This window comes from Antarctobacter sediminis (genome assembly GCF_019218285.1).
In the GTDB taxonomy this organism is placed as follows: domain Bacteria; phylum Pseudomonadota; class Alphaproteobacteria; order Rhodobacterales; family Rhodobacteraceae; genus Antarctobacter; species Antarctobacter sediminis.
Genome location: NZ_JAHUZG010000004.1, coordinates 178,656 through 193,833, shown reverse-complemented (window position 1 = coordinate 193,833; position 15,178 = coordinate 178,656). Strand labels below are relative to the sequence as shown.

At 56.0% G+C, this 15,178-nt stretch carries 16 protein-coding genes and 1 tRNA gene; 9 read left to right on the top strand and 8 right to left on the bottom strand.

All coding sequences use genetic code 11. The annotated features are described in order from the left end of the window. Nucleotides 1–381 precede the first annotated feature (381 nt). The gene (locus tag KJP30_RS20190) at nt 382–1,590 is read left to right on the top strand and encodes a phospholipase D family protein (protein ID WP_218451172.1); all 1,209 of its coding nucleotides are present in this window, start codon (nt 382–384) and stop codon (nt 1,588–1,590) included. A 134-nt stretch (nt 1,591–1,724) separates the two neighbouring features. Here KJP30_RS20190 and KJP30_RS20185 read toward each other — a convergent pair whose 3' ends face one another. Together KJP30_RS20185 and KJP30_RS20180 are read right to left on the bottom strand one after the other, a co-directional pair. After that, nucleotides 1,725–3,578 carry a hypothetical protein gene (locus KJP30_RS20185; RefSeq protein WP_218451171.1) on the bottom strand — a complete coding sequence of 618 codons (1,854 nt, stop codon included), beginning with the start codon at nt 3,576–3,578 and terminating at the stop codon, nt 1,725–1,727. 10 nt (nt 3,579–3,588) lie between these two features. Further along, complete coding sequence (locus KJP30_RS20180; protein WP_020043693.1) at nt 3,589–3,810, bottom strand: hypothetical protein; 222 nt, start codon at nt 3,808–3,810, stop codon at nt 3,589–3,591. Nucleotides 3,811–4,106: 296 nt separating this feature from the next. On the opposite strand from KJP30_RS20180, the gene KJP30_RS20175 reads away from it, so the two are divergent. From KJP30_RS20175 to KJP30_RS20155, 5 genes are all read left to right on the top strand, one after another. Then, the gene (locus KJP30_RS20175) at nt 4,107–5,324 is read left to right on the top strand and encodes a tyrosine-type recombinase/integrase (RefSeq protein WP_246594653.1); all 1,218 of its coding nucleotides are present in this window, start codon (nt 4,107–4,109) and stop codon (nt 5,322–5,324) included. Then, nucleotides 5,287–5,940, top strand: a complete 654-nt coding sequence (locus tag KJP30_RS20170) for a hypothetical protein (protein WP_218451170.1) — start codon at nt 5,287–5,289, stop codon at nt 5,938–5,940. Before KJP30_RS20175 ends, KJP30_RS20170 begins: the two co-directional genes overlap by 38 nt. A 118-nt stretch (nt 5,941–6,058) precedes the next feature. Continuing rightward, a complete protein-coding gene (locus tag KJP30_RS20165) occupies nt 6,059–6,283 on the top strand; it encodes a helix-turn-helix transcriptional regulator (protein WP_218451169.1) in 225 nt (74 codons plus the stop codon). Between the two features lie 23 nt (nt 6,284–6,306). After that, entirely contained in the window at nt 6,307–8,073 is a 1,767-nt protein-coding gene (locus KJP30_RS20160; RefSeq protein WP_218451168.1) for a bifunctional DNA primase/polymerase, read from the top strand. A 119-nt stretch (nt 8,074–8,192) separates the two neighbouring features. Continuing rightward, the gene (locus KJP30_RS20155) at nt 8,193–8,411 is read left to right on the top strand and encodes a hypothetical protein (protein WP_218451167.1); all 219 of its coding nucleotides are present in this window, start codon (nt 8,193–8,195) and stop codon (nt 8,409–8,411) included. A 392-nt stretch (nt 8,412–8,803) separates the two neighbouring features. On the opposite strand, the gene KJP30_RS20150 is transcribed toward KJP30_RS20155, so the two are convergent. Both KJP30_RS20150 and KJP30_RS20145 read right to left on the bottom strand, forming a co-directional pair. Next, nucleotides 8,804–9,034 (bottom strand): hypothetical protein, encoded by a 231-nt coding sequence (locus KJP30_RS20150; RefSeq protein WP_218451166.1) that lies wholly within the window; start codon nt 9,032–9,034, stop codon nt 8,804–8,806. Nucleotides 9,035–9,318: 284 nt separating this feature from the next. After that, complete coding sequence (locus tag KJP30_RS20145) at nt 9,319–9,897, bottom strand: GIY-YIG nuclease family protein (protein WP_218451165.1); 579 nt, start codon at nt 9,895–9,897, stop codon at nt 9,319–9,321. A 135-nt stretch (nt 9,898–10,032) separates the two neighbouring features. Between KJP30_RS20145 and KJP30_RS20140 the strand changes: the two genes are divergently transcribed. Both KJP30_RS20140 and KJP30_RS20135 read left to right on the top strand, forming a co-directional pair. Further along, complete coding sequence (locus tag KJP30_RS20140) at nt 10,033–10,242, top strand: helix-turn-helix domain-containing protein (RefSeq protein WP_246594652.1); 210 nt, start codon at nt 10,033–10,035, stop codon at nt 10,240–10,242. A 65-nt stretch (nt 10,243–10,307) separates the two neighbouring features. Continuing rightward, nucleotides 10,308–10,517: a hypothetical protein gene (locus KJP30_RS20135; RefSeq protein ID WP_218451163.1), complete on the top strand. Its 210-nt coding sequence runs from the start codon at nt 10,308–10,310 to the stop codon at nt 10,515–10,517. A gap of 75 nt (nt 10,518–10,592) precedes the next feature. On the opposite strand, the gene KJP30_RS20130 is transcribed toward KJP30_RS20135, so the two are convergent. Genes KJP30_RS20130 through KJP30_RS20120 form a run of 3 tightly spaced genes read right to left on the bottom strand, consistent with a single transcriptional unit; the run spans nt 10,593 to nt 14,104 of the window. Further along, on the bottom strand, nt 10,593–11,063 hold the full coding sequence (locus KJP30_RS20130; RefSeq protein WP_218451162.1) for a Mov34/MPN/PAD-1 family protein: 471 nt from the start codon (nt 11,061–11,063) through the stop codon (nt 10,593–10,595). After that, nucleotides 11,060–12,823, bottom strand: coding sequence for a ThiF family adenylyltransferase (locus KJP30_RS20125; protein WP_218451161.1), 1,764 nt, complete (start codon nt 12,821–12,823; stop codon nt 11,060–11,062). The genes KJP30_RS20130 and KJP30_RS20125 overlap by 4 nt, the downstream gene beginning before the upstream one ends. 36 nt (nt 12,824–12,859) lie before the next feature. Then, nucleotides 12,860–14,104, bottom strand: a complete 1,245-nt coding sequence (locus tag KJP30_RS20120; RefSeq protein WP_281421438.1) for a CBASS cGAMP synthase — start codon at nt 14,102–14,104, stop codon at nt 12,860–12,862. A 100-nt stretch (nt 14,105–14,204) separates the two neighbouring features. Between KJP30_RS20120 and KJP30_RS20115 the strand changes: the two genes are divergently transcribed. Beyond that, entirely contained in the window at nt 14,205–15,005 is an 801-nt protein-coding gene (locus tag KJP30_RS20115; protein WP_218451159.1) for a hypothetical protein, read from the top strand. 44 nt (nt 15,006–15,049) lie between these two features. Here the strand turns inward: KJP30_RS20115 and KJP30_RS20110 are convergent. Then, nucleotides 15,050–15,124, bottom strand: a tRNA-Phe gene (locus KJP30_RS20110). Between the last annotated feature and the right edge of the window lie 54 nt (nt 15,125–15,178).

The window sequence follows — 15,178 nt, the reverse complement described above, 5'->3', positions numbered from 1 at the left end:
GTAACTATTATATTTTAATGGTGCCCGGGGGCGGAATCGAACCACCGACATGAGGATTTTCAATTAGGCTTGTGATCCGCGCATGCTGTTTCAGGATCGCTCAACCTGCAACGTAGCCGATTGAAAAGCTTGTTCTTTGCGAATGGCAGATTGTCTTGACCTGCCACACGCCAGAGCATTCAAGCTCACCGCTCCTGCAACCCCAGTGATACCCACGGACACCCAAGTAAACGGCTTCAGGGCAGCGCTTTGCTTAGTTCCAACGCAAGCAGCGGCCTCAGTCTCCAGTTGCTGAACGCGCGCCTAGTGGCTACGCACGTATGACTTTTGCGCCAGAACAAAGCCCTGAACCGTGGCGCCCCTTTCCTTTTGAGGTCAGCTATGTCTGTGAAATTGGTTGATGCACGGCAGATGTCCCAGTTGCTCGCGAAGCTATTCAAAAGACACGATAAGATCTATGTCGCTAGCGCATGGGGTTCCAATGGGCCTGTCGCTGATAGCCTGTTCAAACAGGCTCACAAGTTCCGCTCGGTGACTTTTGGGTTGGCATTCTGTCAGACCGACCCCGACCTAGTTGATCGAATGGTTGGCGTAGCCAATAGCTTTGTCGCGCTGAGCGACAAGGGGACATTTCACCCGAAGCTCTACTACTGTTCCACCGGGAACGAAGCAGAGGCTGTCGTCGGAAGCTCGAACTTCACAAATGGCGGTCTCGGCGTGAACATTGAAGCAAATTTGCACATCAAGGGGCCAGTGAGCGCGATTGTATTCAAGGAAATACGTGAAACCATCGAGAATTTTTCGGCACTACAGCAGCCTGTCACCAAAGATCTAGCAGATAGGTACCGTCTTCAGTTTGGCGCAGCAAAGAAACTCAAAAAGCCCAAGAACCCGGTACTTCCAGGATCAAGTCCAAGAGCTAAGCAGTTGGCGTCCACGTTGGCAAACATGAGCTGGTCAGATTACGCTACGGCTGTTCGATCTGGAAAGTATCACAACTTGTCGGAACGATTGGCGCTCTTGCGAGCGTGTCAGCGAATGATCTCTGGTGTGAGTTCGTTCGGGGACCTTTCCCCGAATGAGTGGAAGGCGATCTCTGGGGTCATCGGAAAACGACAGAGGGAGGCGGCAGGACTCGACGACCATGATTGGGGATGGTTTGGCTCCATGAAGGGCATGGGAGACTTTGCAAATAGGGTATCAGAGCAAGACCCGCACCTTGCCGCTGCACTGGATGGCATTCCACGCCATGGTGACGTAAGCAAAAATCAATATGACCGGTTTTGCGAGAGCTTCCTTTTGGCCTTCAAAAAATCGCAGAGAACTGGAAGCTATCCAACTGCAACAAGATTGCTTGCCATGAAACGCCCAGACGTTTTCGTTTGTATCAGTAGACCTAATTTGGATGGCATCGCGTCAGGACTTGGATTTGCCAAGTCAACGCTCAATCTCGAAAACTACTGGGCGCGAGTAGTCGAGCCGATAAGGGTATCCCCGTGGTTCAATTCCGCCAGGCCAAACGGCGTTGATGCAGAGTTGTGGGACGGTCGCGTCGCCATGCTCGATGCAATTTACTATAACCCAGCTTGAACAGAAAATCCTACCTACTGAAATCCGGTATGCGATCGGGGTGTTGTCATAATCGCTTGTCAGTTGGTATTGAGACCTCCGCCTGCAGAAATAGCCATGACCCCCGAAGAGCAGGACGATACACGTCGAAAAGATCAAAGCGCTTCGGTTTCGACTTCCTCGACGACCCCCGCCTTCAATTCGGTGCGAATCCACTTGCGGGCCGCATTAATGCTCTGACGATAGTCGTCTGCGGATAGTGAAAGTGACTCCGGCGACGTGGCTCTGTCGAGATCGTCCATGCTCCAATCATCTGCCAACCGCTTACTGATGGCGTAACACGTAGCCTTTCCGACCCGGAAAGCAGTGAACCGCTGCGCTGCTTTGAGAACCAAAGAACGAATGACTTCTGGATCACCTTGACCGGCAAATGAAACTTCCAGTTCAGCGGCCATTCGGTCAACGGCGGAGTATTTGCCATTCACAAAAAGGGTCTGAGCCTCCTTGTAGAACTTCCCAGCACGTCCTTTGATCCCCTTGGCCTCGATTTCCTCTGGCGAAGTCAGGATTTCAATAGTCGGCACCCGTTCGAGCGCCTTGGACTCCTTGGACAGCTTCGCGCCTTCCGGCGCTTTACGCACATGCTTCTTAGTCGCGCGTCGGGTTTGGTGTCGGATCGAACGTAGGATGCCTTCTTCGTCGTCGTCCAGACGATCGCCCTCAGTTTGTTCGCTTTCGTCGTTACCTTCATCAACATTGTCTACCCGATCCGGCAAAGCTTTCGAAGGCGCGAAGGCGACCGTAGGCACCTTGAACTCATCGAGCAACTTCTGAAGGTCCTGCTGAAGGTCGTCGAGATTGTCATCAGTCGGTGGGTGGGCGTTCCGGATGACTTCTTTTACCCACTCAGGCATCAATTCCCGCACCGTTCCGGCAAAATGCTCGGCTGTCAGCGGCGAGCGGTCCCCCGGCGACGTCAGTCCGTCGCGATACTGATTGGGTAGAGCCATGGTGTCGGGCAGAATGATTTCTACGGTCAGAACTGTAGAGCCGAACGGGATTCCGAAGTTTGGCGCTGCCGCAGACCACCGCTTTCTATTCTTTATGTCGTACCGCTCGTCTTTGTGGACAAGAGCACAGAAGGTGGTGGACTGCGTGGCGGGATTCTTGAGAGCGCTAATCGAGTGACTATAACTCGGATGTTTTGGATCGTGTATGTAGTGCACACGCACTCCGGTCTCCGGACACGTCATTACTTCCGCATTCGGCAACTCGGAGAGGATGGACGAAAGCGGTTTGAGCGTGCGATTGCGTCCCGTTTCATCCTTGCCCCCACCTTTGGTCATTGACACGTCTATGCGAACTTCGACTCCCGGTCGGAAGGCTGCGAAGCGGCGAAAAATCTGTGAAGTGACATAACTACGCTCAACCTCGACGCCTTTGCCGATAGGTTCGGCGACGGTATCGTGATCATCGTCCTCTCCGAACAGAACCACCTCGGTCCAATCGAAACTGGTGTCCTGACCTTCGGCTTCTGCAGCTTCTGTGACATCATAGACCGTGTCCTCGGTCCCGTCTTCGAATATCACGGGGTACCGGACATACGTCATTTCCGCTTCGTCGTAGCCGATGGTTACCTCATGAACTGCACCATCCTTGCATGACCGATATCGGATGCCTGCCGGATTCACAGTCAGTCCGGACACCTTTGCGCCGATCCCGAAATTGCCATCCAACGCCATTGGCTTGTTGATCGAAGACGACAGGTTTGTTGCGGTGCGGAGTTCGGCATCATCCATACCGGGGCCGGTGTTCCAGAAGGTAAGCTTGCGGACACCATTGACCATAGTGGGATAGATTTTGACCTCACGTCGGCCGTCAGGCGCGAGAGCAGCATTCTCTTGCGCGTTCATGAAGAACTCACGCACCAAGGTGTGCGTAGGTGCTTGTTCAATCAAGCGGTTGATCAGGAAACGATCATCATGGATTTGCAGCGGTTCGGCACTCATCACTTCTTCCTCAAAGCTTAAAAGTCTCGGAGTCGCCTACCGACGACGAGCTGAATTTCCGCTCCAGATCAGAGGTGGCCTCCCGAAGCGCTCTAACGATCTTTTTTACGTCCTGCTCATCGTACTCGTAGGCACGCTTGTTTGACAGATTGCCGATCTTGCGAATGGCATCCAGCGCCGTGCGCGTGCGCCCTTCAGCCAATTTTACGAATTTCTCTCTTTTCTCTGACATAACAATCTCACGAATTTCTGTGAACTATTCCAAAATATGTACACTCCTCTCAGAGTCAAGACCTCGCTCATCTTAGGGAATTTCGCAGCCACTTGAACCATGAGGTCGGAGCCTGCAGCGTGCTTAGCAACTGAAAATTTGAAGGATTCGGCATCTTTGCGACTGCTATCCGAGGATGATCCACAGTCGCCAAAGACCACGCGGGTATCTCGTTCTGGCACAAGTCGATCCAAAACCCTGCAAGCCATCTAGAGTTGTCCCTGACGCGGCTCGTCCGCCCATCTTATCATGGGCTTATGAAACGCAAACTCACCACCAAGTTCATCGAAGGGCAAAAGCCTGATCCGTCCAAGCGCCTCGATTTTCGGGACGAGTTGATGCCGGGTCTTGTCCTGCGCATCAGCACGTCAGGCACCAAGACGTTTTGCCTGCACAAGCGCATCAAGGGCAAAATGCGGCGACTGACCATTGGACGGTTTCCCATCATCTCGCTGGCTGATGCGCGGAAGCGGGTGCAACAGGTGCTCTACGAAATTGAGTCGGGCCGGTTCGAGGAGCGCACCGGCGTCGAGGTCGAAACGAAACCGACGTTGGGTGACGTGATCCCTGATTACATCGAGAAGTACGCCAAGGTTCACAACCGCGACTGGAAGCGCAAGGACGCCCTGCTGGCGAAGTTCACCACCCTGCACGGCAAACGGATCGACGAGATCAAGCGCGCCGATGTCGTGAAAGCCTGCGACGTGATCCACAAATCCGCGCCGGTCAGCGCGAACCGCGCGCTGGCCCACCTCAAGCACCTGATGGGCTGGTGTGTCGAGCGTGGCATGATCGATGCCTCCCCCATCGCCGGGATGAAACCGCTGTCCAAAGAACGGTCCCGCGAGCGCGTGCTGACCGACGATGAGCTGGGCGCGCTGTGGGAGGTCTTTGGAGACGAAGGCTATCCTTTCGGGGATTGCATGAAGTTCCTCATGCTCAGCGGCCAGAGACGCGCCGAGGTCGCTGAGATGCGTTGGCCGGAAATCGACATCCAAAAACGCCTTTGGACGTTGCCTTCTCTGCGCGCCAAGAACGGCAAGCAGCACACTGTCCCGCTCACAGACGCTATGGTTGAGGTGTTGCGCAAGACACCGAGGTTCTTCAATTCGGACTACGTGTTCACAACCACCGGGAAAACTCCCATTTCAGGGTTCGGTCGCCTGAAAGATCGGCTCGATAAGGCATTGCCCGAAGGCACGGAGCCGTGGATCATCCACGACCTTCGCCGAACAATGTCCACCAATATGGCGATGCTGGGCGTCCCACAGCCCGTCACCGAAGCGCTGCTCAACCACAAGACGGGTGTGGTCTCAGGCGTGGCCGCTATCTACAATGTCTATTCATATGCCGACGAAAAGCGCGAGGCGCTTGAGCTTTGGAATAGTCATGTCAAAAAATTCACCAGATCAGCCGTATTATCTGAAGTACCTCGAGTTGGGGTGGCTGGATCGTCCACTCCCACAAGCGCCTGAATTCTTCACGCAAAAAGCAATTGACCGGCTTTGCCGCATTGGTGGGGCGGACGATGAAACCGACCGAATACGCCTAGCTGATGATCTTCGAACCATCGCTAAAGTCTTTTGGGTCGCGGCTATGTCCAGTCCTCTCGGCGTTCAAGGTGGGCCAGAGTCACAGACGCCTGACGCCAGAAAACGAACAATCACGAGTTCGGTCTTGCGTACTGCCGAGCAGTTGATCGAAGTGCTTTCCGATGAGAACCTGACCGCTCTTTCTGAATGGCCTGACGAGTTGCCATCGCCCCCGCCGAACCGGCACACACTGATCGAAGAACTTACCAAACTAAGGAACCGAACCCGCGATCTTGTCGAAGTCTTGGATGATCGAAAACGGAAAGGTTCGTCGGTGTCTCAGGAGTTCAAAATCGATTTCGGGAACGCACTCGCAGGCGTGTTTGAACGTCACTTCCCAAACGCTCGTCATTCACGAGGCGGCTATGATCGCACTCCGGGCCCGAGCAGTGAGTATCAGGAATTCCTGAACGACTGCGCGCAAGAGGTCTTCGGCAACGGTTTCAAGTTTTCGGGAAACGTCTTGGACGAAGTCGCAAAACTGCGAGGCAAGAGATAAACCTGCGCAACCAAAGCGCAGCTTTAGCTACGCCTTTGATATCACTGCGTTTCAATCTGTCATATGTTGTCCAAACATGGAGCCGGCTCTTTTGTCTAACCGACGAAAGGGAAATTCCATGAAGGATGAAACAGACAGACCGTTGCTTGTAACGCGCGACGACCTCAAGCGCTTTGGCATCCGCGTAAGCAATACGACTTTGCTTCGCTGGGAAGCCCGCGGACGCTTTCCCCGAAGGGCGAAAATCGGCGATACAACGGTCACGTGGTTCATGTCCGAGATCGAGGACTGGCTCGCTGAACGCGCCGAAGAACGCGCTCGCACGCACTACGCCGACTACTGATCACCCAGACAAGGAGAACTGAGATGCGAAAAGCATTTCGCTTCGAGGGTGACATGTTGTCGTCCTCGGTTGCCAAAGCCGCGCTCGCTTGGGCGCGGAATGGCGGCAAAATCGTCGCCCTGCATGGCATTGATGATGACGGCCAATGCACGTGTGGCAAGGCCGATTGCAAGAGTCCGGGCAAGCACCCAATCGCAGACTTGTTTCCGAACGGGCAGCATAGCGCCACGACCAGCGCGGTTAAAATCCGTCGAGCGTTCAAGAAGTACCCCAAGGCCAACTTTGGCGTCATCCTTCCGCCGGGCGTGGTTGTGCTCGATGTTGACGGCCCGGAGGGGGCCGAAACCTTCAAGAAGCTGAACCTCCCGCCCACTCTGTCGGTCCGCACAGGTCGCGGGACACACTACTATTTCCGCGCCTCGGAAGCTCTACCCAAGAGGAAAGCGCCGCTTGCTGGCATAGACATCAAGGACAATGCCAGTGGATATCTCGTCGGTCCGCCCAGTATGCACAAATGCGGTCGCCGGTATCGCGTGCAGCGCGGAGAGGACCGCGTGGCGGCGCTGCCTGCCGAATTCGTGCGCTCTTTGAGGCGCGACAAAGCCCGCACAGCGAATTTCGACACAGTTGGTGCCTTCAAAGCCGGAAGCCGCAACAATGAGCTGACCAAGATTGCGGGATCGCTCAGGTTTCGCGGGTTGGCCGAAACGGCAATCGCAGGCGCGTTGCAGGCAATCAACGCGGCGGCGTGTTGCCCGCCGCTCGATACCGATGAGGTCGAGCGTATCGCCTCCAGCGTCGGCAAATACGAGACTGGGCATGAAGAGGCTTTCGGCTGGCTCGGAGACGTCGAGGAATCCACGCCGCAATTCTCGATGTATCCCTATGTCGTGAAAGGTGCCTTGACTGTCCTCGACGGGAACATGGGCCAAGGGAAATTCACCTGCGCCATCGCGGCCGCCGTGACGACAGGGAAGCCCCCGCCGTTCGTGGATAACATAGAAAAAGGCTCAGTCCTTTTCATGTCTGCGGAGGACGATCCGTCGCGGGTGTTGAAACCCCGCCTCATGCAGGCTGGGGCCGATGTCTCGAAAGTCCGCTTTCAGCAGGAGCCGTTTTCCTTGGACGAGCGTGGCTTGGCGTTGCTCCGGCAGGAACTGTCGGCAAACACGCCCGCCCTTGTCGTGATCGATCCGATCATCGCCTGCATGAAGGAGGGTGCGGACGGGAACAAGGCCACTGAGACCATGCACTTTATGGTGCAGATCGACCAGTTGGCGCGCGAGTTCGACACGGCCATCCTGATCGTGCGGCACCTACGGAAAGCGCGGGCTGACCATGCCATGCACCAAGGTATCGGATCGATCTCGATATCAGCGCGTGTGCGCTCGGGCCTGATCCTCGCGCCGCATCCAGACGACCCGCGCCTGCGCGCGGTCGCCCACGCCAAGTCGAACTATGCCGAACCCGGGCCGACAATCGTGTTCGAGATGCAGAGCACTGGCCCGCGCTCGCACCCCCGCGTGAAATGGCATGCCTGTGAGCCTGAGCTAACGGTGGGCGAACTTCTCGCGCCGCCCGAGGCCGAGCGGGGCCGACCGCCACGAGAACGCGACACAGCGACCGCGTGGCTGGAAAGCGTTCTGCGCAAAGGGCCGGTCAAGAAGAAGGTGCTGGACGTCTGGGCCAAGGAGGAAGGGGTATCTCTACCGACCCTCCGGCGTGCGGGCGAAGCACTGGGCGTGGTGAAGTCGAAGGAGGGCAAGGCCTCCGTCTGGGCGCTGCCCTGAACCATGCCACCAGCATCACTTGCTCAGAAGTCGCACACGTGTGGGATTTTTGAGCAAGTGTTCATCCCCACAAAAAACCGCGCTCCGACGAGTGCAAATTGGAAGAGAAAGAGGACAAAATGCCCGAACGTGCAGAACACCTAACCCAACTAGGAGATGCAATTTTTGACGCTATTGAGATCGAGTTGGAGCGGCAGGAAAACTTGCAGATCGATTTGACCTGTATGGAAATTGCGAAAATCTTGATTGAGATTGCACACGCCCACATGTCATTTGATATGATGAGCGACGAAGAACTTTCCGAATATGGATGTGTCGTTGGGCAGAAATTGAACTGACCCATGGATCAGCTTGAGAAACTAAAATCATGGCGGGGGCTGTCAACCGAGGTGGCCTCCGCCCAATTCTCCACTGGCGGATGACCTATGACGAAGCGAGCGGCTCAGGGCCGAAAATCTCGGCAGTCGATATGACCCCTCATCTGCCCGCAGGGTGCGCGGCGTTAAAAAAACACCTCCCTCCTTCCCCCTGTGGTCGCCTTGTGACAGCGCCGCATCGGGCACCGCGCGGAACGCCTCAGACTGACCCGTTGACTATCTATCAGTCTGTCGGGCGTTAGCCGGACCCAAATTGCCGAACCTTTTCATGCGGTCCGCATTCACGCTGGGTTTCGGCATGGCGCGCCGGGTTCCACTCGGGTGGCAAACTGCTTGGGCGGAGGTGCTGGCGGTCATCCCTGCACCCACCCCTTACGATGGTAGTGGCGCAACACGATGGCGCGATTGCACAGGGGGAAGCCGACCCACAGACCATTGGCCGTGATAAGCGACAAGATCGCCGACAGGAACATACCTTTGAACAGGTAGTAGAATGGGCCGAACAGCAGGCACCACAGGCGGTGCCAGTTGCCCAAGATGGTTTTCTTCTTGCCGTTGAAGGCCCATGTCGCGCGTATCGTCATTGCCGATTTCCTCGCTGACTGGTTTCGATGTCAGAGCAATAAGATCGGGGACCAGCGCTCGTCAGGGTAATTCCCGCGCGGCCTATGGAGACCACAGAGGTAGTCATGCCGATGCGCCGCGTCCGCGCGGATGTCGGGAGAACCACCGTGAGCGCGCCACACAGCGCGCCAGCCGGGATTGCTACGGGATCATCATGCCCGAGGAACGCCCCGGCGCTCCTGGCTCAATACAACGCTGCCGCGCGCGTTTAGCTCTCGGTCCTCGGGGTTAATTGTAGGCGCGGTCAGTTTCGCCCCAGCCCGCGGCGCAGGTCGCTCAGCGTCAATCTGAACGGATGCCCGGACATGCTCAGGTTCAGGGGCAAGGGCGGCCCGTTCCTGACCAGCGTTTCCTCAAGAGACCACGGTTCGTCATGCTGCACGACCGAGATTGCCGCGTGCTTGGCGATCCATTCTGTTAGCTTGTCCTCGTGGTGGCGATCCATGCGCACGCGATTTCGCTTGTCGCGCCAGAACGCCAGTTCAAGTTCCTGTTCGAGAAGGGCTGCGAGCGACAGGCGCAAGGTCGACGTGCGCACCGTTCCGCGTCGGTGGTTGCGCCAGAGGCGGCTTTTCATGGGCGTCGGCCCACCTCGGCGCACTGGCCCATCTTTCGGGGGCGCTATGCCGATGTAGAGCAGGTGCCGCCCGTCACGCTCTATGCAACCGTCCCTTGGAACCAAAGGCAGGCGGTTGTCGAACCACCAGCCGTAGACGCCGTGCGTGACCACGTGCCGGTCGATGAAATCCAAGACATGATCAGGCAGCAGGAGGGCTTCGGGCGACAGAACGGACCTCGCCTCGCCATATAGACTATGAGTCAACCAATAGGGCGCGCGTCCCCCTGCCTCTTTCTGCATTCCTGAATGTCGCCAGTGACTTCGGGTCTTCCGTAAGCCTAGTCGAATATGACTTATAGTCTATGGCTGAGGGCGTGACCGCCATGCGCCATGCCGCGCATGTCAATTCAATCGCGCGTTTCGAGAAATATCCAGCGGATCAAGAGGGAGAAGGACCTTTCGCAAGAAGAGGTCGCCCATTGCGCGGACATTCACCAAACCTATCTGAGCGGCGTCGAGACCGGGAAACGCAACCCGTCGATCTTGGTGGTCGAGCGCATCGCCAAGGCCCTCGGCGTGGACGTCTCGGAAATCTTCAAGCCGAACTAGGGTTATCCCTGACACGCTCCGACCTTGCGTCTTATCGATCTGCATCAGCAACTTAGGAGATCGACATGACCGACATCGTGACGCTCAAGGCCATCTGCGACGAACTCAAAATCGACCCGCGCGAGGCCCGCGAACGCCTGCGCGCCGCCGCCAGCGATGCCAAGGCGAACCCCGAACTTGCAAAGGCGAGGAAGCCGCGCACGCCGTGGCAATGGGTGAAGGGGTCCGCAGCCGAGAAGGAGGCGCGCCGCGCCTTACAGCCGAAAAAGGACTGATGACTTCGCTGAATGGCCATCAGGAAAATGAACGGAGCGGGTAGTTCGCTCCGTTTTTTCTATTCCTTCACCAGTTCATTCACTCGGCAATTTCGACCATGCATTGGCTTCATGAAGTGACACATGCAGACCATCTGGAAACCCGGCTGTGCCGACAATCACCATCAAGAATGCATTCAACTCATGCTTTGAGCGAGCGAACAGGTCGGCCATTGATGAAATGTCAGTTCCAGAAGGGGTGGGAATTGGTTGCGGGTGAGTGTGCCAATCTCCGAAATAGTGCAGCCCAGATTTGTGCAATGCGCTGATCTCCCGGCGTTCCGCAAAACGGTCTGCGACAAAGAAGAAGCGCCCTCGTCGGTCGGACCGCCTCGGACCGGTTGCCAGCTTGACTTGGATGCATTGACCTTCGACCGCGCCGAATAGCTGCCCACCAGCTTCAGGCATTTTCGGGTCCAACTGTCGCCATCTAGCAAGGTGATCGAGAACATCCTGTTCTAGGGTCAGAAATTGCCCACTTTCCCCAACGGGGTAGCGAATACTCATGCTTCTCCGCAAAAAGCACAGTCTCCCTTTTGCCTCCACTCAAATCTCCTCGTTCCGCCGAACTCAGGAACGTTAGAAAAGCAATTTAGGAAGTCCGGGGTGAAGCGCCCTCCTTGTTCGGCAATTTCTTCCTTCGAAGCCCAGTAAACGGCCTCTGTCCCGGAGTGCACCTCACCAAGCAGTGCTTTCGTTGAGGTCTTCGCCACTAAGGCCGCTACGCCTGACAACGATACTGGCCCATATGGTTGAAAACTGGCCCCGCAGTGGGGCTGTTCTCGCGTCGTCTCGGTGTCCCACTCACACACTGTTCGTCGTGCCCTCCCGAAATGGTCCATACCGCAAGCAAAACATGGGCCGTTGGAGCCGATCAATACGGCGTGTCCTGCAACAGAAAAGGGTTCTGCCCACCCATAGATCACAGGGGGGAAATCCGCTTCGCTCCTAGCCACTTGGTTAAGCCTGCCTTCAGCCACCCAACTGCCAACCGTGGACACGATCAAATCGGTGTTGTGAAACACCTCAGGACGTTTGCCGTAGAGCGATTGCCAGCCCTCGGAAAAGTACTTGATCGAGCGCATATGCGGGAAGTCAGCAGCCAATTTTTCTGCCAGTGACTTCGCTTTGAACGTCCTGACTTGCGTGACCCCGAGCGTATGGCGCCCAACATTGGGATACTCCAGAAGTTCCGGGTCGACCAATGAGATCGTGCCAACACCCGTCTTGGCCAGAAGCAGAGCAACCTCGCTTCCCAATGATCCCGCGCCGATCATCAGAACACGCTTGTCAAACAAAGGGGCGACTGTAGGGGTGTCGCGCCCGTGAATCCACGATGGGTCCGCGCGCATAGTCTCGTGGCGCTCAACCTTGTTCCCCCCGAAAAGCCGCTGCATTCGGATATGGGTCGGTACCTTTCCAGGCCGAAAGCCCTTCTGCACCATGTCTGGGCGTCGCCCGGCTTTCATACCTTGTTTGACGGGGGGCATAACTTCGACGGCGAAAAACACCGGTCCATCATCCGTGCGCCCCTCGAAGGAAACGGTGAACTTGTCATCAGCGGTTACAGCCGCATCTCCCAGCAGTTCTACGGATTCGGGTGCCAACTCCCGCAAAAAGCGTAGAACCGCCGCACCCGACCTCGGGTATTCCGAAGGCAGAATGGGCCTATTGAGGGCGATGTGTGTCGCGGTGTTGAATTTGTAGTCCTTCTTGTTCCCCGGAAAACGGTTGCGAAGCCAACTCTCCAAGGTCGTGTGGTCATCTGCCAGATAGTAGTCACCTGTACTGCACCACAGGGACACCCGACGAGAGGGACCGCCGGGCGGCAGGAGGCTGACGATGTTTTTGCCCCCATCAGTTTTGCTCCAATAGGAATCGAACTCGTCCGCGAAATCACGGATAAACGCGTCGTCGTATGAAGCGACGATCAATCGAGTGGCTTCTTTGATAGCGTCCCATATTAACCCTTTGGGGCTCAAAGGATTGTGCTCTGTCCCCGGTGGGTAAAGGCAAAATGCACCGTCTTTTTCGATGTGCGGATACTGCATAAACCGAAATTTTTCGGTGCAGTACACGCGCGGCTTTGTCCACGGGAAATCCTGCAAGAGCACCACTTTCAGATCAAAGCGGTCAGCTTGATGTTGAAACGGGACAACCCATCCGTGGATTGGGTCCTTGGCCTCGTATCGAGACAATTCGCCCTGCGTGAGGTCTCGCGCATTCGGACATTGAGCGAGCACCCAGCGGGATAACTCAGCTATCATGAGATCGGTAGGTTCAGACGGCCCAGTCAATGCCGACTACCCGTAGCGGCCTCCGCCGTGCTTGTTCACAGCGGCGAGGTCATTGCTTTGCTCAGCGTCAACCTTTTCCACAATCCCCAAAGTAAGGGCAGCAGGTGCAGCCAACTCGCTTGCCTTTGTCTCAAGGCCAGCGTCGGGCACATAGAGGGTGAGATCGTCTGGGATACGCCCGCCAAATTGGTCTTGTAGGGCTTCGAAAGCTGCCGTGCGGTCTGACGTCTGTGTCAGCGCGTCTTTCAGGCGCTCAGCAAGCACTCTGGCCTTCGCAACGAAATCGCTGCGTTCCTCAGCTGACCAACCCTGATCCAACCGTGCGCCTTCTACGACCGGGTTTGGAATGTCATTGGCCAGAAAGTCGGGCAAGTCTTCCGCGACTCGCAACAACGCCAGATCGTCTCTATCGCTGGCAATTGCTGCCGACGCCTTCTCAAAGACCGACACGACTGCGGCCATGAGTGCAATTGATGCCAACCTTCCTTCGGGCCATTGGAAGTCTTTCCAGCCCTTTAGATAGCGGCTGACGGTTCGGACCTGCTCGCCGTATTGTTTCACGGCATCGACAAACCAGTCTTCGAGTTTTCGCGGGTCGGATTTCATCCAACCCTCGTTGCGGTGCGCGAGCATCATCTCGTCGTGAGACAACATTCTATACGCGGTGTCTTCCATCATTAGTTCGGCTGTGAAGTCTACACCACGACTTTGGGCATCTTTCACGATGCGCTGAAAATCCGTATCCGGCACCGAGTACAGTGCGAGATCGGTATGCATGGTGTCGTCAATCTTCACTCGAATGCACGAAGGCTTATCCGTAATGAGTTGCCAACCCTTTCTGTCGCAAAGTGGCGCTAGAATGCGCTCGATAATGAAAAAGTAGGCGGCGCTTTGGACAACCGGCGACCTGTCTCCACCCTTTTGAAAGTAGGAGACGGGCATGAAAAGCCCATCGTCCAAGTCAATCTCCTGAGGCGGCACATGCGCGGGCTGGTTGCAGGTGTGGTACGAGAAGCTGCCCTGCATCCTGAACTTCGGGGTCTGGTAACTACGCACAGGTACTGGCGCTTGATCTTCGAACAAGACCTGATCACCCAGAGCTTTCGCAAATGACCCAAACTGCGCGGAGATTGCGCTGCGAATCTCATCCCGAGCGTCCCGCAGTGTCCGTTCCTGTTCCTCCGAAAGGTTCAATGCGAACTTGTAACCCGAGGGCCGGGACACGAAGGCTTTATGTGCGTTAACAGGCATTAAACTGTCCCTCTTCTGGTCTTATCTTGTGGTGGTGACGCCGCTTGCCCATATACTTGGGGGCACCGGACCGAGTCTTCAATACCAGAGGTTGAGCATCGTGGCAAAGTTTGTTTCCCTTTCGTTCTGGATTACCTTGGCGGTCTATCTGGCTTTGGCATCACCGCTTGCCGTTGGCTGGATCGAGACTTGGCTTGCCGCCAACTTGCCTGTTCTGGGATCGCCAGTTGCCAACCTTCTGACTTCTAGAGTTGTCGCGGGGGTCATCTGGGGTAGCATTGCGCTGTTCATCGTCGCGCCAGGCTGGCGTCTTCTTTGGAAGCTACCTTTCGCGGGGCAATGGTTCGCAAATCGCTATTTTCCCGACTTGAACGGCGAGTGGGTTGTGACGGTCCAATCCAATTGGCCAATTGTGGAACGCTTGAAAACCGCCGCCTCCAGTAACGAAATCACGTTTGATCCTGTCAACGACGAGCGCCCCGGTCTTCTGGAAGCGATTTTTGATGTGAAAATCAAACAGACGTGGTTTCAGACCGACGTGGCCTTTCTGCCAAATGAAAAAACGCCACTGCTAAGTTCTGAAACGATCTCAGTGGAATTTTTTAAATCAGAGAATGGGAATAAGTCGGTTGCATGGGTTTACGAGCAGACCAACAAGCAAGACAACTCTCAGCCTCTCGCGGTGACGGATCAACCGAAGTTCTATGGATCTGCTGTGCTGAACGTTAACGGGGATGCGACCGAACTAAAGGGACAGTACTGGCAAAACCGGTCTTGGAACCTCGGCCTGAACGCAGCTGGTCTGATCGTGCTTCGAAGAAAACCAAGAAAAAGCATGATTGCACGACTGGTCGAGGTCGCTACCCGAGTGATACCCAAACGTACCAAGGAACAACGCTGACACACCCTGTAAGTGCGTAACTTATTGATCTTAATTGGTTTTAATGGTGCCCGGGGGCGGAATCGAACCACCGACACGAGGATTTTCAATCCACTGCTCTACCCCTGAGCTACCCGGGCACGGGTGAAGCCTTCGCTTCGGGTGGAGGCGGTTTAGCCGAGGTCCGGGCCGGT

What these genes read in the sequence shown, in the direction of transcription:
- KJP30_RS20130 (WP_218451162.1), bottom strand. Translation starts at nt 11,063, where the DNA reads ATGAGTATTCGCTACCCCGTTGGGGAAAGTGGGCAATTTCTGACCCTA.
- KJP30_RS20135 (WP_218451163.1), top strand. Translation starts at nt 10,308, where the DNA reads ATGACCGACATCGTGACGCTCAAGGCCATCTGCGACGAACTCAAAATC.
- KJP30_RS20125 (WP_218451161.1), bottom strand. Translation starts at nt 12,823, where the DNA reads ATGATAGCTGAGTTATCCCGCTGGGTGCTCGCTCAATGTCCGAATGCG.
- KJP30_RS20175 (WP_246594653.1), top strand. Translation starts at nt 4,107, where the DNA reads ATGAAACGCAAACTCACCACCAAGTTCATCGAAGGGCAAAAGCCTGAT.
- KJP30_RS20190 (WP_218451172.1), top strand. Translation starts at nt 382, where the DNA reads ATGTCTGTGAAATTGGTTGATGCACGGCAGATGTCCCAGTTGCTCGCG.
- KJP30_RS20185 (WP_218451171.1), bottom strand. Translation starts at nt 3,578, where the DNA reads ATGAGTGCCGAACCGCTGCAAATCCATGATGATCGTTTCCTGATCAAC.
- KJP30_RS20140 (WP_246594652.1), top strand. Translation starts at nt 10,033, where the DNA reads ATGTCAATTCAATCGCGCGTTTCGAGAAATATCCAGCGGATCAAGAGG.
- KJP30_RS20150 (WP_218451166.1), bottom strand. Translation starts at nt 9,034, where the DNA reads ATGACGATACGCGCGACATGGGCCTTCAACGGCAAGAAGAAAACCATC.
- KJP30_RS20165 (WP_218451169.1), top strand. Translation starts at nt 6,059, where the DNA reads ATGAAGGATGAAACAGACAGACCGTTGCTTGTAACGCGCGACGACCTC.
- KJP30_RS20180 (WP_020043693.1), bottom strand. Translation starts at nt 3,810, where the DNA reads ATGTCAGAGAAAAGAGAGAAATTCGTAAAATTGGCTGAAGGGCGCACG.
- KJP30_RS20155 (WP_218451167.1), top strand. Translation starts at nt 8,193, where the DNA reads ATGCCCGAACGTGCAGAACACCTAACCCAACTAGGAGATGCAATTTTT.
- KJP30_RS20160 (WP_218451168.1), top strand. Translation starts at nt 6,307, where the DNA reads ATGCGAAAAGCATTTCGCTTCGAGGGTGACATGTTGTCGTCCTCGGTT.
- KJP30_RS20120 (WP_281421438.1), bottom strand. Translation starts at nt 14,104, where the DNA reads ATGCCTGTTAACGCACATAAAGCCTTCGTGTCCCGGCCCTCGGGTTAC.